Source organism: Pelagicoccus mobilis, from assembly GCF_016595505.1.
Taxonomy (GTDB): domain Bacteria; phylum Verrucomicrobiota; class Verrucomicrobiia; order Opitutales; family Opitutaceae; genus Pelagicoccus; species Pelagicoccus mobilis.
Genome location: NZ_JAENIL010000038.1, coordinates 57,450 through 79,782, shown reverse-complemented (window position 1 = coordinate 79,782; position 22,333 = coordinate 57,450). Strand labels below are relative to the sequence as shown.

The following is a 22,333-nucleotide window of genomic DNA, read 5'->3' as shown; positions in this document are numbered from 1 at the left end:
ATAAAAAAACTTAACGTAAGAGGCTGCTCCAACGCCGTAAACGGAAGCATAACAGACTCTTCATAGGGGCCTTACGACTTAAGTTGACGCCAATGTGCATTGCGGCTGACTGGGCCAGCCAGCCCTACCTTGCGGATGGCCGTTTGGGACAACGGCTACCTCAGCGGCAAGTGCCGAGTGTCCTCCTGTTTTGAGGACTTATGTTTCAAATATTCCATCTCTGAGGATAGCATGATCCTCGTTATCAGTTTAAGTCCTGCAGAACTTGCGAACTGGGCTGAGCTGAGTTCTTAGGGGCATTGCTAGAACTATGAACAAACGAACATTTGCATTACTATCTTTGTTGCCGCTAATGCCGCTGGCCTTGCAGGCGGATTGCGGATCGAAGGCGTGCTCGAAAAGCGAGGCTTCGTGCGAAGAGAAGACAAAATCCTGTAAGAAGTATGAGGAAAGTTGGGAGTCGGTTGCCAAGGTGAACCAAACTCCTGACTGGTTCCTTGATGCCAAGCTTGGCATCTACACTCACTGGGGGCCGATTTCTGAAGCGATGGAAGGTTCCGACCCGTCCCGTCACTATCGTGGATGGCACGGCATGTTCATGTACGCAGATGGCAAGAAGGTTCCGACTAAGAACGGACAGCCGAGCAACAACTATCTGCATCACGTGGAGAAGTACGGCGACCCAGCCGAATTTGGTTACACTCACGTGATCGAGCAGTTTGATCCGTCTGGTTTCGACGCGGTTGAGTGGGCTGAGCTTTTTGAAAAGTCAGGCGCTAAGTTCGCGGGTCCAGTCGCCATGCACCACGACAATTTCGCGATGTGGGACAGCAAGGCGACCCGTTGGAACTCGATCAACTATGGTGGAATCGATCCCTCCGCAGATTTGAAGAAGGAGGTGGAGAAACGTGGAATGAAGTTCATGGCTTCCTTCCACCATGCCTTTACGTGGAAGTATTTCGCTCTCGCTCACAAGTACGGTGGAGTCGATCCGAAGGATTACGATTTGTATGGGAATCCCCGTTCTATGGAGTCTAACACGCCTGACGAAGACTACTATGAGCATTGGTGGGCGGTTCTGAAGGAGTACATCGATACCTACGAGCCTGACCTGATCTGGTTCGACTGGTGGTTGGAAGAGTTCACTGAGGAGAGCCGTCTCAAGTTCCTCGCTTACTACTACAACAAGGGAATCGAGTGGGACAAGGATGTCGCTGTAAGCTACAAGGAGACTACGTTTCCACTCTCTACCGGCATCAAGGACTATGAGCGCGGCCGTCCAAATCAGCCAAAGAGCCCAGCGTGGCTTACGGATACGTCTCCAGGTGCTTGGTTCTACCGCGAAAGCGCTAAGTTCAAGGAGCCGAATGACATCATCGATATCTTGATCGATATCGTTGCGAAGAACGGTGTCATGCTTCTGAACGTACCGCCTGACCCAGATGGTAAGATCCCCCCCGTAATGGTTAACATGCTCGAAGAAATGGGTGCTTGGTTGAAAATTAATGGAGACGCGATTTACGGCACTCGTCCTTGGGATGTGTTTGGCGAAGGTCCGACTCGTTTGCCTGAGGGCGGACACAAGGTTGAGAAGATCAAGATTGCCTATGGCAATAAGGACATCCGCTACACCAAGAAATCGAGCAAGGAGTTTTATGCGATTGTCATGGATAAGCCGAAAGGTGACATCGTAATGAAGACTCTGAGCACCGATATCGGCGTTTTGAATTCCGCAATTTTGAACATCGAACTGCTTGGTAGCGATGAGGAGATTAAGTGGACGCGGGATGAGCGCGGTCTCGTGATTAAGGCTCCGAAGTGGATCCCGTCAGACTATGCGCACGCCTACAAGATCTCGCTCGAAGGCTACACTGAGAACGATATCGGCGGTAACGTAAACGCCCATACAGAGTAGCTTCACTCTATTTTCCAGGCGCTGACATTCTTGGGGTTCAGCGCCTTGCAAAACCGTAGTCGTGTTACGACTACGGTTTTTCTTTTTTTATTCGATCACTGATAAGTGAGTGGGCGACTTGCTAATCATGGGCTTTAGTATGATTTAAGTCTCTGTGAGCGATTCACTTCATTTCGTCGCTTTATTGCCCGTATTTGCCAAGCGTTTGGCGTTTCTTGTGAGACACGCCGGGTGTGTCTTTGTCTTTCTTGCGAGTTGCTGGGCGATGAACGCGGCGGAGAGGAACGTGCTCTACTTAAACTCGTATAACTTAGGTTACAAATGGACGGATGAAGTCACGGAGGGTGTGTTTGAGCGCTTTTCCGCTGAGAAGGATATAGGAGTTTACTCGGAGTTTTTGGACGCGAAGCGATTCCCTGCGATTGGGGTTGGTGAGGATGCCTTGGGCTTGTTGCGATCCAAGTACGAAGGAAAGGTTTTCGACGTCATCTTGTGTTCGGACAATGCGGCGGTGGACTTCGTGTTGAAGTATCGTGATGAGGAGATTTTTAAGGAGGTTCCGGTGGTGTTTTGCGGGATCACCAATACGGAGGACTATTTGGGGGTGGATCGGCTTTGGGGGGTGCGTGAAGACCACAACTTTGAGGAGTACATTGAAACGATATACCGTTTGAAGCCCGATGTCGAAGAGTTGCATCTGGTGCTGAACCCGACTCCTACGGGGCAGCTTTACCGGAAGATCTTTGAATCGATTGAGGAGAAGTGGGTTGGCCGCCTCAGTTTTCGTTATCACATGGGGCATCGAGTCGACGAGGTGCCGGAGTATTACAGCGGCTTGGGGAAAAACGGGCTGCTTTACTATATCGTGGTAACCAATGACCGGGACGGGAATCCTGTGAGTAGTTTCGAGTTTTTAGGGGCGCTGAAGGAGCATTGCTCAGTTCCGATTTTCGGTGATCTGATGGGTGAGAACAGTGTTGGGCTGGTGGGGGGACCGGCAAACGAAGGCCTGCTGCAGGGGACGATGGCGGCGGGCTTGGCGATTGACCTTATTCGAGGGCGCACGCTCGCTAGGAAGATTGAGAACCGAAGGGTGACTTGGTATTTCGACTACGCGGAAATGAAGAAAGCAGGGATGGATCCGGCTGCGATTCCTGTGGGGTCGGTTCTTCTGAACGAGCCGTCTGGCATATGGGAGAAGCACCGCCGGGAGATCATTGTGGTGGGCGTGGTCTTGGTCTTGTTGGTGGTGGCGGTGCTGCTGCTTGTTTCGATGCTGATCCTGAAACGAAATCACGAGGAAGAACTTGTGAAGGAAAAGGAGAAGGCGGAGCAGTCGGATCGTCTCAAATCCGCGTTCCTGCAGAATATCAGCCATGAAATTCGCACGCCGCTTAATGCGATGATCGGATTTTCGAACCTGTTGCGTCACGATACGACCTTGGACGAGGCGGCGCAGGAGAGTGTGGATCACATCATGAACGGCGGCTATATTCTTCGTGATACGATTTCGAATATCCTCGAGTTTTCTCGAATCGAGTCGGAAGGGATTGGGGTCGAGCCGAGCGATGTGTTGCTGATCGAGGTGTTGCGCAAGCTGCGCAGCGAGGATGTGGTGGATACTTGGGGGGAGGAGCGGTTGCAGATTATTGACGAAACGCCGGCCGGCACGGTGTTGCGGGTGGATGCGGTCATGCTGGTGAAGGCGCTCGCCCACCTGGTGCACAATGGCTTGAAGTTCTCGAAGGATCGACCGGTTACCCTGCGTTGTCGCTTGGAGACGGAAGAGGTCGTGTTTACGGTAGAGGATCAGGGTATTGGGATCACTGATACGAATGTGAAGCAGATGTTTCTTCCGTTTCGAAAGGGGAATTTGGGGGCGACCGAGTTTTATCCGGGCGCGGGTTTAGGGCTTACGATCACGGTCAGTTATGTCGAGCGAATGCGGGGCGAGGTGACGATCGCTCCGCGCCAGGGAAAGGGGACGAAAGCATCGCTCAAGATTCCAGTCCGTTGACATGTTTTTTAAGGAAAATCGATTGGTATTTCTGGAGTGATACAGCTAGATTTTGAGTACAATTATCTGCATCTCTTTTTGAAATCCACACGTACCCTTTCTGGACCATGAGCTCGATTCTAGCCGCTTTTAGAAACTGTTTGAAATTCGTGACTGCTCCTTTGCTGGGGCTGCTTCTGACCTCTTGTGAGATGGGGATGAAAGATAGCGAGCACTTCATCTTTTTGAATGAGGAAGAGCCGCTTTATGTGCGGTTTACGATTTCGATGAATCCGGAGTTGGAGATGAGCATGCCGGATGTGGCGGATAACATGAAGGACTTGCGTCGACGTGATTACATGACGGTGATGCAGGAGCTTGTGTACCTTTATCGCATGCCGGTGGATGTGCACATCTTGGGAGAACATGATAGTCCAGGAGATGGTCCGGTCCTCGAGATTTACGCATTGCGATTCGAGCAGGATCGAGCGGGGGATCTGGTGACCAATTTGCGAGTGAAGCTTCATCGTTTTGGCGAGCTGAATACGCTCGGTACTTACTCTGAGAGGATGACGTCCCCGGTTACCATTAGTGAACGTCAATTAGACCTAGCGTTTCAAGAGCTTATCCGCGTTCCACTACGTGAGATGATGGAGGACTTGATGGACCACTTTAAGACCGCTGAAGAGAGCGATATGGTAGAAGCTCCATTAGGGGAGTTGGGAACGGAGTAGGTGGCTCAGTTGTGCTGCTTGAGAAGGGGATCTGCGGTGCGTCGTGAGAGACGACCCACAGGTCAGGTGTTCCCGAGTCGCTTGGTCGAATCGCCAAAGCGTTCGAGTGAGGACGCTCCCATGTTGTCGGCGAGATCGAGATAAAGGTTGCTGAGTGGTTGGGATCCGTTTTTGACGAAGCGACCGGTATTCAGTTTTCCACCACCTTGACCGGCGAGGATCAGGGGAAGATTGTCGTGGGTGTGGCGGTTTCCGTCGGCGTTTCCGCTTCCGTAGACGATCATGGAGTTGTGTAGTAGGGAGTTCCCATCGACGTCTTGCGTGGTCTCCATTTGGGTGAGGAAACGAGCGAATCGTTCTACGTACCAACGGTCGATGCGGGCGACCTTCTCGATTTTTTCGTCTTTGTTTTGATGGTGGGAAAGGTCGTGGTGTCCTTCTGATATTCCTATCTCATCGTGCGGACGATTGTCGCCGTCGTGGGTGGTCATAAAGGTTGCGACTCGAGTAGAATCGGTTTGGAAAGCGATGAGCATCATGTCGTACATGATGTCGATGTGCTGGCTAAAAGAAGCTGGCACACCCTCGGGGGTTGGCCGCTTCGGATCGCTGGGAGATCCAAATTGTTCCAGTTTTTGGATGCGTTGCTCAACTTCGCGAATGCCTGTAAGGTACTGGTCGAGCTTCTCTCGATCGCGATGGTCGAGACGTTGTTGCATGTTTTTCGCATCGCTCAATACGAAGTCCAAAATTGAGCGGCGACTCATCATGCGTTGCTGTGCATTAGCGGCTCGCTCACCATGTTTGCCTTCGCCGAAGAGGCGTTCAAATACGGTTCTAGGGTTAGACTCTGGAGTCATGGGGTTGGTGGGCGACTTCCAGGAAAGGTTGTTTTGGTAAGCGCAGGAGTAACCGGTGTCGCAGGCCCCGGTGCGTTTATCGGTCATGCAACTGAGCTCGAGCGAAGGGAAACGCGTGTTATGTCCAATCTCCCTAGCGATGGCTTGGTCGATCGAGATCCCGGCTCGGATATCGGTAGCGCTTTTTTTGATACGAACACTCGTGAGAAACACGCTGTTGCCGCGGGCATGGTCTCCGCCGCCATCTTTTCCTGGGGTGGCGTTTATTTGATCGAGTCCTTGGTGGACTTGAATGGACTCGCGATGTTGTTCAAGAGGGGTGAGTGTTCGGCTTAATTCGAAATCCGTTCCACCTCCTGTGGGCCACCAGTGTTTTGGGATGGCCCCGTTTGGAAAGAAGACGAAGGCCGTGCGAAGAGGAGCTCCACTCGATGTGGTCGCGAGGGCGGTCGCTCCCGAAGTGCTGACAGTGTTTTTTGCAGCGAGCGAGTGAAAGGCGGGCAGCGCCAGGCAGGCTCCGATCCCTTTCAGAAAATGGCGGCGGCTGGGGGCGATGGAATGCGAACTCTGTTGGGTCATGGTGATTGAAAGTCGGGGTGACGTGTTTTCTGGAAAGGAGCGGAGTGGACGATGGCTCGAAAGAGCGAGCTCGGGCGTCCCTCGTTCTGTTCTAGAGTCTCTACGAGTTGATCGAGGGTGTGAGTGTCGTAGTAATCAAGACCTCGCCCAAGCGCGTAGGTGAGCATCTTTTCGGCGAAGCAGTGGTAGAAGTCGTGGAGCCGATCTGTAGCGAGAATGCGTTTTAGTTCCTGGATGGAATTGAAGGATTCGCCGGTAATGAGAGTTCCGCTCGAGTCGATCTCTTGATCGAGCTCGGAGTCTCGCCAGATGCCGAGGGCGTTGAAATTTTCAAGTGCTAGGCCGAGTGGGTCCATTCGATTGTGGCAAGACGCGCAGAGAGCTTTCTCGCGATGAATGGCGAGCGTGTCGCGTAAGCTCATGTTCTCCAAATCACGTTCGCTAGCGACGTCCTCTAGCGAAGGGATATTAGGTGGTGGCGCAGCGGGAGGAGTTCCGAGAATATTTTCCAGGATGAATACGCCGCGCTTGACGGGTGAGGTGCGGGTAGGATTTGAGGTATAGGCCAAGAGGGTACCTTGAGTGAGCACGCCGCCGCGTGGGCTGTTTTCCGGGAGATTGACTCGACGAACGTTTCTGCCGGTAACTCCATCGATTCCGTAGTGTTTGGCTGTTGTCTCGTTTAGGAAGGCGTAGTCGCTGTCTATGAATTCGGATATGGGGCGATCTTCCCGGATGATGTATTCGAAATACTGCTCGGTTTCCTCCCGCATGGCGTTTTGCTCGCGCCAGCTAAGCTCGGGGAGGTCTTTGCGGTAGAGCGAGATCATGATCTTGCGAGTACTCGTGTATTCTTCCTTCTGCTCAGGAGTACGCTGCGAATCGGGAATGTTTCTCAGGTAGAAGTAGCGTTTAACAGCGTGGTTTTGCTCTGGATCAGGGTGGTCGCGAAGATGGACGTGTATTCGATTTATGTTTACTGAAATGATGTCACGGGCGTGTAGCCACTGACCGGCGAAATTTTTCATGAAGCGGTCGGACCGTTTGTCCTTCAGCATGCGAGTTATCTGGGAGTCCAGATTCTTGCGAAGCTCACCCGCTTCGGCCAATTGAAACAGCGTCCTATCGGGCATGGTGGACCAAAAGAAATAAGAAAGACGGGAGGCTAGGGCGTATTCATCTATCAAAGGGTGTTCCGATGGGGAGGCAGGAGGAAGGTGTTCCTCCTCTCGAAAGAGGAACCGAGGTGATGCTAGAATGGCAACGATCGCTTGTGAAATACCCTTTTCGAGTGTGTAGCTTTCGTGACTGGCCACTTCGAGAGCCATCTTTGTCAGTCGCTCCAGAGTGGGGTCATCGACGGGGCGACGGTAGGCTTTTGTAGCGAAGTGGCGGAGCGTTTCTCGGGTGTAGCTTGGGTGCTGCTCGGGCTTCTGTGGAACGCCATCGCCGAAGAATCGTTCGTAGTTGTCTGGGCGTTTCCAATGCTCTTTGGCTTCGGGGCCTGTGAATGTAAGCTGATCGAGGAGAAGGTAAGCGTCCTCGTTTTCGCTTTTTGAGTAAGGAGAGACTCTCAACTGGATTGTGTGCTCTCCGGCGGCTAGGTCGAGATCGAGGGCGAGGTCGAATGATTCCCCGTTTCGAAATACCTGTCTTTTGCTCGCCCGGTGTTGCTCGTCTACGATGAGCTCGACTGTGAATTCTTGTTCGCTGCTATCTTGGTCGTTTGAGGAGGTGGCGATCGTTTTTAGGTCTAGCGCCAGTTTGTATTTACCGCTGGTTTGGACTTTGAGTGTCTTGGAAAAGTCCACTGGGCTTTCCAGAGGAACATGTACCCGCTTTTCGGATATGCTGTTGTAGCCATCTGGGATGCCCAGGAGTGTGGCGATCTCGGTCCCGTCGTATCGGTTCTGCTGCATTACGAACGGTTCGGTGGGGACAGCTTCCTCAACGATCTGGATGGCTGCGTCCAGATACTTCTCGAGCATCATTGGCGAAAGGGTAAGGAGATCGCCAATATTGTCGAAACCCTCGCCCGAGTTGTCTGCGGGGAAGTTGGCGTAGGTCTCGAATTTGATCCCCATCAAATCGCGGATCGTGTTTTTGTATTCTTCGCGATTGAGGCGCTGAATCGTGAGATCGCCAGGATCCGGATTACTCGAATCGATTCCGAATGGGCGTCGTTTTATCCAGTCCAGTATGGCTTTCCGCTCTTCCTCTGGCGGTATATGTCCTTCCGACTCTTCAAGCGGAGGCATGATTTCCGCTCGGGTGTTCCTCAGAACGCGTTTCCAGAGGTCGTGGTCGAGGATGCTCGTTTTGGTGAACTCGTCCAATGTGACGCCGCCTTTGCTCTCTCCGTAGCCGTGGCAATCGTAGCAGTAATTGTCGAAGATGGGTTCGACTTCGTTTCGGTAGGACTGTAGCACGCTGGAATCGGCCCACGCGGAGACCGAAGCTTGCAGGGCGAGCAAGCCGATTGCGGTTTTGCAAAAGGGGGTGGATAGGGGCACGACCCTTATTTTGTAGCACCATGGTGCAGGCTGGGGCCAGAAGAAACGGCGGGGCGCTTACCAGCTTCAACTGATAAGTAATTTGGAGGCTTGGCGAGACGGCGAAAAAATCTCTTTCTAGCGGGATGGAAAGAACCCCTTTACGTTGCGTTTTCACGTCAATTTTGGCGCTCGGCGCTCTTTCGCTTTTTACAGGCTGTGTAGAAGAGGAGAAGGAGCCGATGAAAGTATTGATTATCGATGGTCAGAATAATCACGGAGTTTGGCCGAAATCGACTGTGATGATGAAGCAGTACCTTGAAGAGACAGGGCTCTTTGAAGCTGAGATAGAGCGTACAAAGTTCACTTGGAGGGGAGACAACTACTTCCCGGAATACGCTCTTGAAGATGGAGTGGAGCGCGAACGTGTTAAGGATCCAGTTCCCGATCCGGATTTCACGCCTGATTTTTCGCAGTATGATCTGGTCATTTCAAACTTCGGCTGGAAAGCGGCGGCTTGGCCAGAGGCGACTCAATCTGCGTTCGAAAAATTTGTGGGTGAAGGTGGAGGTCTCGTCGTTGTGCATGCGGCTGACAATTCCTTCCCGACCTGGCATGAGTACAACCGTATGATTGGCCTTGGTGGATGGGGAGGGCGTAACGAAAGTCACGGGCCCTACGTATACTACAACGAAAACGGTGAGAAAATTGTGGATACCTCTAAAGGTAATGGCGGAACACACGGAAAACGTAGCGAGTTCCACATTGAAATTCGTGATTCCGAGCATCCGATTACTAAGGGAATGCCAGCGAAGTGGCTTCATACTGAGGATGAGTGTTATGGCAAGTTGCGTGGTCCCGCTGAGAATATGCACATCCTTGCGACAGCGTATTCAGATCCGAATACTAAAGGTACCGGGCGCCATGAACCTATGCTGATGACGATCAACTACGAGAAAGGTCGCGTATTTCACGTAACTCTTGGCCATGATGTTCTCGCTTTCCAGGGCGCGGGCTTTATTGCGACCTTGCAACGCGGTGCCGAATGGGCGGTTACCGGCGACGTTACGCAAGAGCTTCCAGCCGATTTTCCAACGGAAACAGAGGCTACTTTCCGTAAGTTTGCGAGAAAATAGAGTTGGCCGCAAAATCACTCTTTAATTGAGTAAAAACACCTGTGATGAAAGGTCACGGTGGGCTACTATAATGGGATAGACCGCATGTGCTCGGTGCTATCCCTTTTTATTTTGCCAACCTCAAATCAATTATGAGAACCCCATTGCTACTTACTCTATTGGCCGCTGCTGTGCCTACTCTTAGCCAAGCTCAAGGCTACCAAGAAGTAGACGGTCTGATCGCTATCGAAGCTGAGGATTTTGCTTCCCAAACCAAAGCGGATATCCGTCGATGGATGAAGTTCGACGCCTCGACTCCCGCTCACTCCTATGCGGATGCAGACGTGACTCATGTCGAAGGAGCGAGTGGAGGCGCTTATTTGGAGATTCTTCCTGATACGCGCACAAACCACGACGAGAAGTTGATTCACGGGGAAAACTTTCAGCCTGAACCCGGAAAGATGTGTGTGCTCACGTATCCAATTAATGTGACGCAAACGGGACGCTACTATGTTTGGGGGCGTGCGTTTAGTACGGGACCCGAGGATAATGGTCTTCATGTGGGTCTCGACGGCAAGTGGCCGGAAAGCGGTCAACGCTTACAGCTTTGCCAAGGCAAGCATCAGTGGACTTGGTCTTCGCAGCAACGTCGCCCAGAAAACCACTGTGGAACACCATTCACGCTTTGGATTGATATCGAGGAACCTGGCCAGCACACGCTCATGATCTCCATGCGTGAGGATGGTTTCGAGCTCGATAAGTTGGTGCTCTCTATGGATGAAGGTTATACGCCAGAAGGTCTCGGCCCAGAGGCGACACGCTATGTTCCAGCCGAACTTCCCGAGCGTTCAGAGTTCAAGGAGATCAGCCACTACAAATACATTTGGAAGGTAGAAGAAACTTTTAAGGCTGACGAGGATGGGGACATCCCATTCTATTTGCACAAGGGCAAGAACGCTTACGCGATCAATGCAGCGAAGGTTCCATACCGTAAAGGATTCGCTCGTGCGAGCGCGGTCTACGGCAAGAAAAAGTCGGCTACGTTCGACTTGGTGCTCGTGACGCTCGCGGAGATCGACGGAGAGAGCGAGTACCGAGTATTGGTCAATGACAAGGTGATTGGCAAATTCCAGAATCCGGAAACCGAGGACGACTACTCGGAAGCGTATTTCAAAATCAAGGACGTCACGCTTAACGAGAATGATGTGATCTCTGTTGAGTCCAATGCTCACACCAACGGCAAGATTCCGGAAGGCGATGGCACCGCATTCTCGCGTGGCCGCTGGATCGGTGTTGTCCTGCAGTAGAGAGAAAGTGTTCGCTGGGGACAGCGGACGCTACCTGTATACTTTGTGATCTGATAGCGAAATGGCGTTCCTTCTTGGGGAGGAACGCCAATTTTGTGTTTGGAGATGTCGGGTCAACGCCCCGACCTACAGTGATTGACTGTAGGCCGCCGAGGTGAGGCGGCTGTTTGTGAGACTGCTTAAAATGTATCCACTTTTCGGTAGGCATCGATGACGGCTTGTTCGCCTTCTTTGCCTTTGATGGAGTTGCCATGCTCCATGCCGATCACGAAGTCTTTGCCTTCTTTTTTGCTGCGTTCGTGAATATAGCTGAAGACGTTGAGATAGTTGATCTCGCCGGTTCCAGGCTCTTTTCGGCCGGGATTGTCACCTGCCTGGAAATAGGCGATTTCGTCCCAACACATGTTGATATTCGGGATGAGGTTCCCCTCAGCAATTTGCTGGTGGTAGATATCGAAAAGGATTTTGCAGGATGGGCTGTTTACGGCTCGGCAGACAGCGTACGCCTGATCGGAAAGCTCGAGGAAAGTGCCTCCGTGGTTGGAGTGCCAGTTAAGTGGCTCGAGAACCATGGTGAGCTCCGCTGGCTCGAGGATTTCGGAACAACGGCGCAGTATATCGATGACGTTGGCAGTTTGATAGCCCTCGGAAAGGCGACCGCCGCCATACTTGTTCCACTTTTCCTGTCCGCTGTGTTGTTGATCTACAGAACCAGGGACGACCGTGCACCACTTTGCGTTCACGCGTTTGGCGACCTCGATCGCTTCTTTCATTTTTGAAAGAATCTCTGCTGTCGAATCAGGATCGGGACGGGCGAAAGTGGGGGTGTCGAAATTCGCGTAGGCGACAAAGACGCCCATAGTCATGCCCAACTCAGCTAGGGTTTTTCCGATGGCGTCTTGTTCCGCGGTGCTGCGTCTAGGGAGGCCATTGTCTTCCCATGCCGTGAAGCCTTGGTCTGCGGCGAACTTGATTTGGTCAACTATGTTCTGGCCGGCGTGGTGTTTGAACATGCCGGGGTGTGGAGCGTATCCGAGATTGAAGGGCGTCACTTGATTAGGATTGGCGTTTAGGGATGGGGTGAGAATTGGCTTGGCTGCGAGAGCGGCTCCCGCGACTAAGCCCGTACGGACGAAGTCTCTACGTTTCATTGAGGAAGAGGGTACAGGATTGGAAAACGTTTTCGCAAGGAAAGGTCAGAGTATTTTATGCACAAATCGACGGTCGAATATGCACGATCCCGTTTAATCAAGGTTTGGTGAAGGCTGGGTCTGCCTCTTTGAGATGTTTAAGCGAGGATTCCTTTGTTTTGTGAGTAAAGGGACGTAGCGTCGTTGTCATGAAGTTGCGAAATCTACTGACTGCCGCTTTGGCCCTGCTCGCTTCTGCTAGTTGTATTGAGGCGGCTGGTACGAAGAAACTATTCAATGGCAAGAATCTGGATGGATTCTACGTCGAGGACGGAACTGCTACTTATGAGGTCCGAGATGGAGCGATTGTGGGGCGCACGGTATTGGGAAGCCCAAACACATTCCTTACTACTGAAAAACGCTACGGAGACTTCGAACTGACATTTGAGGTAAAGGTTGACGATCGCCTTAATTCAGGTGTGCAGATTCGTTCGTGGAGTCGGACGGAGCCGGAAGGCAAGTTTAAGGAAGGACGTTTCCATGGACCGCAAGTCGAGATCGAAGCCGGTCCAGGCCAAGCGGGCTTTATCTATGGGGAAGCCATGGGAGGTAGTTGGCTCTCTGACGCTCCTAAATCAGAGGACAAGTCGGTAAACACTCATGATTACTTTAAAAACGGGGAGTGGAATAAGTTCAAAATCATCGCCAAAGGACCACGTATCCAAACTTTCATCAATGGTCACAAGGTTGAGGACCTCGTCGACAAAAAGGCTTACAAGACTCACCCGGAAGGTCACATTGGCCTGCAAGTTCACAGCATCAGTAAGAAGAAGCTGGGAGATGCCGAGTTCCTAGAGGTCAGCTGGCGTAAGCTGAAGATCAAGGAACTCTAAACGATTTTCGGTGGGAAGCGGCCTTGTGTCGCGATCGATAGGTTATTATCGCGACACAAGGTCGCTTCCCACAACTACGTGCTGACAACCCTTAGCTTTGGTTACGCCAAGCGGAGGGAGTCATCCCGAACTGTTGTTTGAAGGTTCGGGAGAAGTACTGGCTACTCGAAAAGCCGAGATCGAAGGCGATCGTGGTGACGGAGTCGTCAGGTTCGGCTTTGAGTCGCTTTGCTGCGTGAGAGAGGCGGCAGCGGTTGAGATAATCGATCGGGCTGACGTTTTGGAGTTGATAGCAATACTTGCTGAATGCGGAGCGCCCCATGCCGCAGTGACTGGCCATACTTTCCAAAGTCCAAGTGATAGACGTCATTTCTGGGTTACGTTGGAGTTCTGAAAGGAAGAGCTCAACGGTTCGGGCTACGGAGCTGAGTCGAGCGTTGGTTACGATGCGTTGGGAGCGGAGCAGCTCGAGTAGGGCGATGAGGAGTTGGTTGATAGTGACCATTATCCGGGAGGCCGATGCTTCGGGATCATCCGAGGTCGTGTAGCGAGCTAGCTTTTGAAAGATCCGGATGAGCTCGCCGTCCGCTTTCCAAACCGGGTGCTCATTGCCTCTAAGCAGCTGAGTGAGCTCTGCCAGGTCTTCCGGAGTGAGAATACACCAATCGGGCCAATCCCAATCTTGGTTAGGGCGGCGCACGCCCACATCTAAGATAATCCAATGGAGTCGACCCGGACCGAGATAGGGATCTCCAACCCGGTGTAGCTGCCAAGGGCGGGTAATGGTCAGAGTTTGGGCCGGGGTTGGGTACATTTTACCATCCACTACGAGCGTGTTCTCTCCACTTTCCTGAAGGCAGATTTCGATTCCTTCGTTCCGATGCTCCGTCATGCCCCAATCTTGATTCCCGATCGCATCCATAAAGCCCATGCTGCTGACGCCTGAGAGAATCGGTTCGGGAAGCTGAATTCCGGGGTAATTCCCATGAGTGAGCGCGTGCATCTGGATTTTGCCTTCATTAACAGCCGAAATCTGGGGAAGGCAGGCGTCGATGTTGTAGCTTTGTCTTTGTTCGAGGTAGATGAGGTCGCTCATTTGCGTAAAAGGAAGTATGTGTAATATTTACCACAATGCTGTAGTGCAAGCCACCTCAAAGTTCCTGTGTTACTCTGCGTTTCCTTTGATCTGGTACGTTCTCCCCGATTCCCCATGCGCAGCCTTATTCTTCAAGAACCCGGCAAACTCGAATTCGTCGAGCTAGACCCAGTTGTGCCTCAAGCAGGCGAAGCCTTGGTTAAGGTCCTATCCTGTGGCGTCTGCGGGACCGATATCCATGCTCTAAGCGGAAAACAGCCGTTTTTCAGCTATCCAAGACGCTTGGGACATGAGCTCTGTGTTGAGGTGATCAGCGTTCCCGCTGAATCCGGACTGGTTGCCGGAGACCGGTGCGCGGTGGAGCCCTATTTCTTCTGCGGTGAGTGTCCCGCCTGCCGTGCGGGCAAAACCAACTGTTGTCATTCGCTTCAAGTAATGGGCGTAGATGTGGATGGTGGCCATGTACCTGAGTTCACGATTGATCCGGCTTATCTGCATAAGAGCGAGAGGCTCAGCTCGGATCAATTGGCCTTGGTCGAGCCATTGGCGATCGGGGCTCACGCGGTCGAGCGGGCAAATCCAACCGCAGGCGAAGCGCTCGTTGTCCTAGGCATGGGTCCGATCGGTTTATCGGTGGCTCTCTTCGCGAAGGCAGCTGGCGCTAATGTGGTAGTGGTAGACCTTGACGAGGATCGTTTGAAGTTTGCCTCCGAAGTAATGAAGCTAGGAACGCCCATAGTCGGAGGTGATGGATTCGAAGAACGGCTAAAGACTCACTTTGGGCAACTTCCAAGTTGTGTGATCGATGCAACCGGTAGTCCCCGATCCATGAATACGTGTTTCAACTTCACGGAGCACGGAGGGAGAGTGGTCTTCGTGGGGCTCTTTATCGGTGATTTGCAGTTTGATGATCCCAACTTCCATCGACGCGAGCTAACGCTTTATGCCAGCCGGGCAGCTCTTTCATCAACGTTTGGTGATGTTATAGAGAAGATCGAAAGCGGTGCAGTGGATCCGCTGCCCTTGATTACGCACCGTCTACAATTCGATCAATTGAAGGATGAGCTCCCTGAGCTTCACAATCAGGCAGGCCTCGTGAAGGCAGTTATCGATTTTTAAAGCGGATTTGTCCCAAGAATTTAACCACAGAACACACAGAGTACACAGACTGTATCGAAACTAATATTTGAATACAACGGGCGAGTCATGAAGCGAGATTACACACAAGCAAATATCTGTGGATTCTGTGTAATCTGTGGTTCTCGAAGATACCAAAGGAAATTTATTTTTTAAGCATTAGGCATTATGAGAATTACTAAGTTAGAACCTATCATTTTGCATGCCCCGGTTACTCGTGGAGGCATTGCGGATAGCACGCATTCAATTACTCACTGGGGAGCTCCTGGAGTTGCGATTCATACCGATGATGGAAAAGTTGGATACGGTTTTTCTGGAACCCATGCCCACTTGCCAACGGATCGTTTGATTGTCGATTGCATCACTGAGAGTTTCGACCCGCTCCTGATTGGAGAAGACCCATTTGAAGTGCGAGCCCTCTGGGAGAAGCTGTACCACAAGAGCGAAATCTATTGGGTTGGGCGCTCTGGCATTACGCATCTGGCGCTCGGAGCGATCGATATCGCCCTCTGGGATTTGAAGTGCAAAGCGCTTGGACTGCCACTGTGGAAGTTGCTCGGCGGATCCGCGCAGACTAAGGTGGAGGCCTATAACACAGATGGTGGCTGGCTAAACTGGAGCAAGGAGCAGCTCGTCAGCGACTGTAAGCGCATGGTCGAAGAAGAGGGCTACCGAGCGGTGAAGATCAAGGTGGGCGGCGACTCTGGCAACGAAGACTTACGTCGTTTGGAAGCTGTGCGGGAAGCTCTGGGACCGGAGGTGCGGATCATGACCGATGCGAATGGCCGCTGGTCCTTGCCGCAAGCGATTCAGCTTGGTTCGAAACTCGCGGACTTCGATGTGGTTTGGATTGAGGAGCCAACTGCCTTTGACGATGTGATCGGACACAAGCGTTTGGCGGAGTCGATCTCCACTCCTATCGCACTTGGTGAGCAATTATACCTTGCCCAGCAGTTTAGGGACTTCGTACACGCAGGAGCGGTGCATTATGTACAACCGGATATCGTTCGCTTGGCAGGCATCACCGAATGGTGGCAAGTCGCGGATCTCGCTCATAGTTACGCGCTGCCGGTGGTTCCTCACGTGGGTGATATGTGTCAAGTGCACCAGCACCTTTGCAACGCTCACCCTGCGTGTCAGTTGCTTGAATACATTCCTTGGTTGCGTGATTGGATGAAGGATCCCGCTCAAGTGAAGGATGGTTTCTTTTTTAATTCAGAGGTTCCTGGTGCTGGCATGGAGCCGACTGAGGAAGCCTTGAAGACCATTAACAAAATTTAGCTTATGAAATACCCCAATAGTATCCTGATTCTTGTTACTTTTCTCTGCTCGACAGCCTTTGGCTTTTCACCTTACGAGAACGCACTCGTTTCGGAGCTTGATCAACGCGTTGGCTTGTTGGCCTATTTAGAGACAAGCGACCTGGAAGCGGCTCAGAAGCTGGTGGCTGACATTAGCGATAAGTCTGATCGTCACTTGGCGAAAGCGGGAGCGAAAAACGTGAACGTATTCTTCCGCGACTTAAACGGACGCATCGCTGTCTTCGCATACTATGAAACCGGACAGAAGGGGCTTGATGGTTTGACGACTCTCCTGGGTGAACACGCTAATGAGATTTCGAAGCTAGAGGAGATGCTTATTCCTCACACTAGAGCAGCAGAGGGAGAAGCGTGGGTACGAATGGAGTGGATGAACTGCATCGCGACAACGGAGGCGTTTCCCCACGATAAGAAAGAGATTCAGAAGCTCGGGCTGATGAGTGGATTGAAGCCCGAGAAAGAACTCACTTACCGCCAGCTGCATCAGACCAATTGGCCAGGAGTAGTGGATGGAATGATACTTTCGAACTACCGCCACTGGACCACCTTTCTTATCGAGGATGGGGACGCACTCTACATGTACACCTACTGCGAGTACATCGGCGACGACATCGATGCGGACAACAAGGTTATGGCTGCGGACCCCGCGACCCAACGCTGGTGGAAGCACACGGATCCCTGCAATATCAACCTCCATGGAGAGGGTAACTGGTCTCTGATGACGTCCGGGGGAGAGTAGGTTTAAACAAAGAAACTTGATTGCTGTAGGGCGGGGCGTTGACCCGCTATGTCATGTCGCCTCACCGCGGCGACCTACAGACTTAACTGGAGAGAGATGAAGTATAGAAAACTAGGAGCCACTGGGCTCGATGTGTCGATTTTGAGCTACGGAGCTTCCGCTTTAGGAGGTGTGTTCTCTGAAATCAATGAGGACGACGGTATCCAAGCTGTGCACACGGCTCTCGATATGGGAGTGAACTATATCGATGTGTCGCCCGCCTACGGAGACAAAAAGGCTGAGACCGTTTTAGGCAGAGCTCTGAAGACGCGCAAGCGTGAGGAGTATTACCTTTCGACCAAGGCGGGAAAATTTTGCACGCCAGGAGCCTACGGAGGTCATTTGTTCGACTACTCGGAGGCAGCGATTCGCAAGTCGGTCGACGAGAGCTTGGGACGTTTAGGAGTGGAGCACGTCGATGTCGTTTATTTGCATGATATCGAGTACGATGGCCGTAGCCATGTCGATCAAGCGGTTGGAGAAGGCATCGAAACACTTAAAGCTCTGAAGAGTGAAGGGAAGATCCGCTTCTACGGGCTTTCGACTTATCCGATGGACTTGTGGAAAACCGTTGCAGAATCGGTCGATATCGAAGTGGCAATGACGCATAGTCACTACTGTCTCAGCGATACGCAGTTGCTAGATATCGTCGATACCTGCGATCGTCGAGGAATTGGTTTGATCAATTCGTCGCCTTTATTGATGGGAGTGCTCACCTCTCGTGGTCCTGCAGATTGGTTTCCGATCACGGAGGAAGAGCGGGAGGTCGCTCAAAAGGCGGTTAACTTCTGCCTAGAAAATGGGACCACCATCGAAAAGCTATCGATTCAATATGCGGTCGCCAATGAACGGATACCGACGACTTTGACCAGTAGCTCGAATCCCGGGCGTATCCGGCAGAGTATCGAAAACGCTTTGATTGAGCCTGACCTGGGATTGGTGGGGGAAGTTCAGGATATCCTGAAGCCCATACTAAACCGCGACTGGAACTTTGGAGAAACCTGCTAGCTATGAGTGAGAAGAAAAATTCGGATCTGTTTTGTTTGGAAGGCGAGATTGCTCTCGTAACTGGGGGAGGTACTGGGATTGGTCTTGCGATTGCTCAGTCGTTAATCGATGCGGGTGCAAAGGTCTGTATCTCAGGGCGGAGAGCTGACGTTTTAAAAGAAGCGGTAGCCAGTCTCGGTGATACGGCTATAGCCTGTGAGGGTGATGTGACGAAGGCTGAAGATCGTGGCCGCATGCTTAAGGACGTTCAGAAAGCGTTTGGTGCTCCAGTGTCGATTCTCGTGAACAATGCAGGGCAGAATTTCAAGAAGCCGGCTCTTGAATTGAGCGATGAGGAATTTGATCAATTGCTCGATACGCACGTGAAGGCAGGGTTCGCTCTTTCGAGAGATGTCGCACCGGCGATGATCGAGAAGGGCAAGGGGAGTATCGTGTTCATCGCTTCTATGGCTTCCTATATGGGAGTCCCTCAGATTATTGGATACACGACCGCTAAGACTGCTGTGGTTGGCTTAACGCGTGGACTTGCCGCTGAGTGGTCTAAACAAGGGATCCGTGTAAACGCGATTGCACCGGGCTGGATTAGCACTCCGATGACGGATCGTGCCTTTGCGGGTGATCCTGTTCGAAAGGAAAAGGTGCTCTCACGTACTCCAATAGGAACGATGGGATTGCCAGAGGATATAGGTCAAGCAGCCGTCTACCTATGCTCTGATGCTGCTAAGTTCGTTACTGGTCAATGTGTGCCCGTTGATGGTGGCGCTTCGATCGGTTTTTGATTTTTGGATACTGTTTCTGTGCTTAAATTATGAATATACATTGGATCGATCTTGTAATTGTCGTCGCCTACTTAGTGGGGATCACGGCAATTGGTTGCTACTCGGGAAGAAAGTCGTCGGAGAGCTCTAGCAGTTACTTCTTGGCGAGCCGATCAATTCGCTGGCCGACCGTTGGTCTCGCTCTTTTTGCGACGAATATCTCAACGGTGCATCTGATAGGCTTAGCCGCTTCGGGTTACGATCAGGGAATGGTTGTGGGCAATTTCGAGTGGTTGGCTCCTTTTCTGTTGATCGTGCTCGGCCTCGTCTTTGCGCCATTCTATTTCCGCACAAAGATATCCACACTGCCTGAGTACATCGAGGGCAGATTTGGTCCTCGTTCGCGTACGGTGCTCGCTATCATGGCGGTGGTTGGTGCGCTGTTCATCCACATCGGAGTTACGCTCTATGCCGGAGCGGTTGTGTTTCAAAGTTTCGTCGACCTCGATATCATTTGGTCGATTCTCATAATCTCTGGTTTGACTCTGCTTTATACCGCAATTGGAGGCCTGAAGGCGGTTGTCGTCACCGAGGCGATCCAGACCGTCATTCTCATTCTCGGAGCGGGGGCGATCGCTTTCTTCGCCTTCGATGCATTGGGAGACAGAGGTATCACATCCTTGGAAGGACTCAAGGCTGCAGCTAAGCCTGACCAATTGAGCATGATCCGAACAGAAGGTGATTTCGCTTGGTATGCGATGTTGCTCGGTTATCCGGTGCTGGGCATTTGGTATTGGTGTAGCGATCAGACGATTGTTCAGCGCGTGCTCGGCGCGAAGACAGAGCGAGATGCTCAGCTAGGACCGATCTTCGCAGGCTTTATTAAGATCCTGCCCGTTCTATTCATGGTGCTTCCAGGTGTAATCGGCTATGTGCTTTTCAAAGATATCATCGCTGAGAACAAAGACGCCACACTTGTTGTCATGATTCAGCAACTACTGCCGGTCGGCTTGCGAGGCATTGTTGTGGCCGGGTTGCTGGCCGCTTTGATGAGTACGGTTGCGGGTGCATTGAATTCGACTGCGACACTGGTGAGTATCGACATCGTAAAGCGCATTAAGCCCGATACGGACGATAAGAAGCTCGTGAGCATCGGTCGTGGTACGGTAGCGGTTGTCCTGTTGCTCGCGATCGCTTGGTCGACGCAAGGGGAGCGTTTCGGCGGAATCTTTGAAGGAATCAATCAGATGATCGCGGTCTTGGCCCCGCCAATCAGTACGGTGTTTATCTGGGGTATATTCTGGAAGCGTGGTACTTCGGCTGCCTCTTTCTGGACTTTGATCGGTGGATTTGCTCTGGGTGCGGTTGTGTTCTGCTTGGACTTCCCTGCGGTTTCAGGACTTTTCCTTGGCTACAACGAAGCCGGCGAGCCCGCGCGGATGTTCACTGAAAACTGGGGTATGCCATTTATGATGCAGGCCTGGTGGTTGTTCGCTATCTGTAGTGGATTGTTCGTGACGATCAGCTTCCTGACTCCGAAGCCAAATCCTGAAGATATAGAGAAGTACTGCTGGCAGAGCCCGCTGCAGGTACTCTTCGAAAAACGAATCACTGGAATCTCAGACCCTCGAAGCCTCTCGCTCATCCTTATCGCAGTGATGGTGGTTTGTTATGTGGTCTTTGCGTAAATTGAAAATTTTGGAAGGAAAAGAGATGAAAAAGACTATTTTGATATCCGCCTTGGCGTCGCTGTGCACGGTTGGCTGTGTACAGAAAGAAGCCGAGCAACCTAAGTACGAAGAAACATGGGAAAGCCTGCATCAATATGAAATTCCGCAATGGATGAAGGATTCGAAGTTCGGGATCTTTATCCACTGGGGTCCTAACTCCGTGGCGGAACTGCATACGGATTGGTATCCACGATGGATGTACTTGGATAAGGGGAACTTCGATAACCATACGGGTGAGAAGACTTCGGACAAGCCTCACCCTGCCTACGAGTATCACAAAAAGAAGTTCGGGGATCAGAAGGACTTTGGATACAAGGACTTGATTCCGAAGTTCACCATGGAGAATTTCGATGCCAAAGAGTGGGCGGAGCTTTTCAAAAAGTCAGGAGCTAAGTACGTGATCCCGGTGGCGGAACACCACGATGGGTTCGCCCTCTACGAGTCGAGCGTCACTCCTTACCACGCAGTTGATATGGGACCGAAGCGTGATGTATTCAAAGAGTTGATCGACGCGGTTAAAGACGAAGGTTTGATCGCTGGGGCGAGCTCCCACCTAGCCTTCAATTGGTTCTTCTACAACATCCAAGATTACTACGACAATAGCGACCCACGCTACGAGGCGCTCTATGGTCCAAAGCGCAAAATGGGGGATCCGGTTAGCCCGGAGTGGTTGGCGAACACATGGTGGCCACGTACGAAGGAGATCATCGATAAGTACGAGCCGGATATTCTTTGGTTCGACTTCTTCTTGGATCGAGAGAATTTCGTCCCGTACCACAAGAAATTGGCGGCTTACTACTATAATTCGGGCGTAGCCCGTGATAAAACGGTGGTCTTGCAAACGAAGAACCTAAAGTTCGATTCCTACCCGGAAGGTACCCACATGCTTGATCTTGAGCGCAGCAAAATGGACCATTTGCGAAAGGAGTATTGGCAAACGGATACATCGATCGGAAAGAACTCCTGGTACTATGCGACCAATTGGAAACCCAAGGGGGCAGGTGAACTAATCGCAGATCTATGCGATATCGTGAGCAAGAACGGTTGTTTGCTTCTTAACATCGGACCGCGTTGGGACGGCATCATTCCAGAAGACCAAAAGGCGACTCTGCTCGAGATGGGAGAGTGGCTCGATCTAAACGGTGAGGCCATTCACGGCAGTTCCTATTGGCAAACGTATGGAGAGGGCCCCACAGAAACAGTTACAGGTCACATCTCTGAGCACAAAAACTCCAAGTTCACTCAGGAAGACATTCGTTTCACGACCAACAATGGAAACCTGTATGCGATCGTTTTGGATCCACCATCAACGGATATCACCATCGAATCCCTGACAAAGGATACCATCGGTATCGAGTCAATCGAGCTTTTGGGTTGGGATGGTGAGCTTGAATACAGCCAATCTAGTGATGGAGTGAAGATCTCTATGCCTCAAGGGGTTAATCTGAAGTACTCTTGGGTCTTCAAAATTAAGCCCTCAAAGTAA

Annotated in this window: 17 protein-coding genes; 13 read left to right on the top strand and 4 right to left on the bottom strand. The window is 51.7% G+C overall.

Annotation, left to right across the window (positions count from 1 at the left end):
* Positions 1-310 precede the first annotated feature (310 nt).
* The 3 genes from JIN87_RS19055 to JIN87_RS19045 all read left to right on the top strand — a co-directional run bounded on the left by JIN87_RS19055 (position 311) and on the right by JIN87_RS19045 (position 4,645).
* The gene (locus JIN87_RS19055) at positions 311-1,915 is read left to right on the top strand and encodes an alpha-L-fucosidase (RefSeq protein ID WP_200357204.1); all 1,605 of its coding nucleotides are present in this window, start codon (positions 311-313) and stop codon (positions 1,913-1,915) included.
* A 265-nt stretch (positions 1,916-2,180) separates the two neighbouring features.
* Positions 2,181-3,932 (top strand): sensor histidine kinase, encoded by a 1,752-nt coding sequence (locus tag JIN87_RS19050; protein ID WP_200357203.1) that lies wholly within the window; start codon positions 2,181-2,183, stop codon positions 3,930-3,932.
* 107 nt (positions 3,933-4,039) lie between these two features.
* On the top strand, positions 4,040-4,645 hold the full coding sequence (locus JIN87_RS19045; protein WP_200357202.1) for a hypothetical protein: 606 nt from the start codon (positions 4,040-4,042) through the stop codon (positions 4,643-4,645).
* A 62-nt stretch (positions 4,646-4,707) separates the two neighbouring features.
* Here the strand turns inward: JIN87_RS19045 and JIN87_RS19040 are convergent, their stop codons facing one another.
* Both JIN87_RS19040 and JIN87_RS19035 read right to left on the bottom strand, forming a co-directional pair.
* Positions 4,708-6,084, bottom strand: a complete 1,377-nt coding sequence (locus tag JIN87_RS19040) for a DUF1552 domain-containing protein (RefSeq protein WP_200357201.1) — start codon at positions 6,082-6,084, stop codon at positions 4,708-4,710.
* The gene (locus JIN87_RS19035) at positions 6,081-8,597 is read right to left on the bottom strand and encodes a DUF1592 domain-containing protein (RefSeq protein WP_200357200.1); all 2,517 of its coding nucleotides are present in this window, start codon (positions 8,595-8,597) and stop codon (positions 6,081-6,083) included. The genes JIN87_RS19040 and JIN87_RS19035 overlap by 4 nt, the downstream gene beginning before the upstream one ends.
* Before the next feature lie 221 nt (positions 8,598-8,818).
* Here JIN87_RS19035 and JIN87_RS19030 point away from each other — a divergent pair, with 221 nt between their 5' ends.
* A complete protein-coding gene (locus JIN87_RS19030; RefSeq protein WP_200357199.1) occupies positions 8,819-9,712 on the top strand; it encodes a ThuA domain-containing protein in 894 nt (297 codons plus the stop codon).
* Positions 9,713-9,843: 131 nt separating this feature from the next.
* Entirely contained in the window at positions 9,844-10,998 is a 1,155-nt protein-coding gene (locus JIN87_RS19025; RefSeq protein ID WP_200357198.1) for a hypothetical protein, read from the top strand.
* 179 nt (positions 10,999-11,177) lie between these two features.
* Here JIN87_RS19025 and JIN87_RS19020 read toward each other — a convergent pair whose 3' ends face one another.
* On the bottom strand, positions 11,178-12,149 hold the full coding sequence (locus tag JIN87_RS19020) for a hydroxypyruvate isomerase family protein (protein WP_200357197.1): 972 nt from the start codon (positions 12,147-12,149) through the stop codon (positions 11,178-11,180).
* Between the two features lie 188 nt (positions 12,150-12,337).
* Between JIN87_RS19020 and JIN87_RS19015 the strand changes: the two genes are divergently transcribed.
* Positions 12,338-13,021, top strand: coding sequence for a 3-keto-disaccharide hydrolase (locus JIN87_RS19015; protein WP_200357196.1), 684 nt, complete (start codon positions 12,338-12,340; stop codon positions 13,019-13,021).
* Between the two features lie 91 nt (positions 13,022-13,112).
* Here the strand turns inward: JIN87_RS19015 and JIN87_RS19010 are convergent, their stop codons facing one another.
* Positions 13,113-14,117: a helix-turn-helix transcriptional regulator gene (locus JIN87_RS19010; protein ID WP_200357195.1), complete on the bottom strand. Its 1,005-nt coding sequence runs from the start codon at positions 14,115-14,117 to the stop codon at positions 13,113-13,115.
* 114 nt (positions 14,118-14,231) lie between these two features.
* Here JIN87_RS19010 and JIN87_RS19005 point away from each other — a divergent pair, with 114 nt between their 5' ends.
* From JIN87_RS19005 to JIN87_RS18975, 7 genes are all read left to right on the top strand, one after another.
* A complete protein-coding gene (locus JIN87_RS19005; protein ID WP_200357194.1) occupies positions 14,232-15,236 on the top strand; it encodes a zinc-binding alcohol dehydrogenase family protein in 1,005 nt (334 codons plus the stop codon).
* 186 nt (positions 15,237-15,422) lie between these two features.
* Positions 15,423-16,535, top strand: a complete 1,113-nt coding sequence (locus JIN87_RS19000) for a mandelate racemase/muconate lactonizing enzyme family protein (RefSeq protein ID WP_200357193.1) — start codon at positions 15,423-15,425, stop codon at positions 16,533-16,535.
* Between the two features lie 3 nt (positions 16,536-16,538).
* Complete coding sequence (locus tag JIN87_RS18995) at positions 16,539-17,312, top strand: L-rhamnose mutarotase (protein ID WP_200357192.1); 774 nt, start codon at positions 16,539-16,541, stop codon at positions 17,310-17,312.
* Positions 17,313-17,408: 96 nt separating this feature from the next.
* Entirely contained in the window at positions 17,409-18,359 is a 951-nt protein-coding gene (locus JIN87_RS18990; protein WP_200357191.1) for an aldo/keto reductase, read from the top strand.
* Between the two features lie 2 nt (positions 18,360-18,361).
* Positions 18,362-19,138: an SDR family NAD(P)-dependent oxidoreductase gene (locus JIN87_RS18985; protein WP_200357190.1), complete on the top strand. Its 777-nt coding sequence runs from the start codon at positions 18,362-18,364 to the stop codon at positions 19,136-19,138.
* A gap of 29 nt (positions 19,139-19,167) precedes the next feature.
* Positions 19,168-20,805, top strand: coding sequence for a sodium:solute symporter (locus JIN87_RS18980; protein WP_200357189.1), 1,638 nt, complete (start codon positions 19,168-19,170; stop codon positions 20,803-20,805).
* 25 nt (positions 20,806-20,830) lie between these two features.
* Positions 20,831-22,333 (top strand): alpha-L-fucosidase, encoded by a 1,503-nt coding sequence (locus JIN87_RS18975; protein ID WP_200357188.1) that lies wholly within the window; start codon positions 20,831-20,833, stop codon positions 22,331-22,333.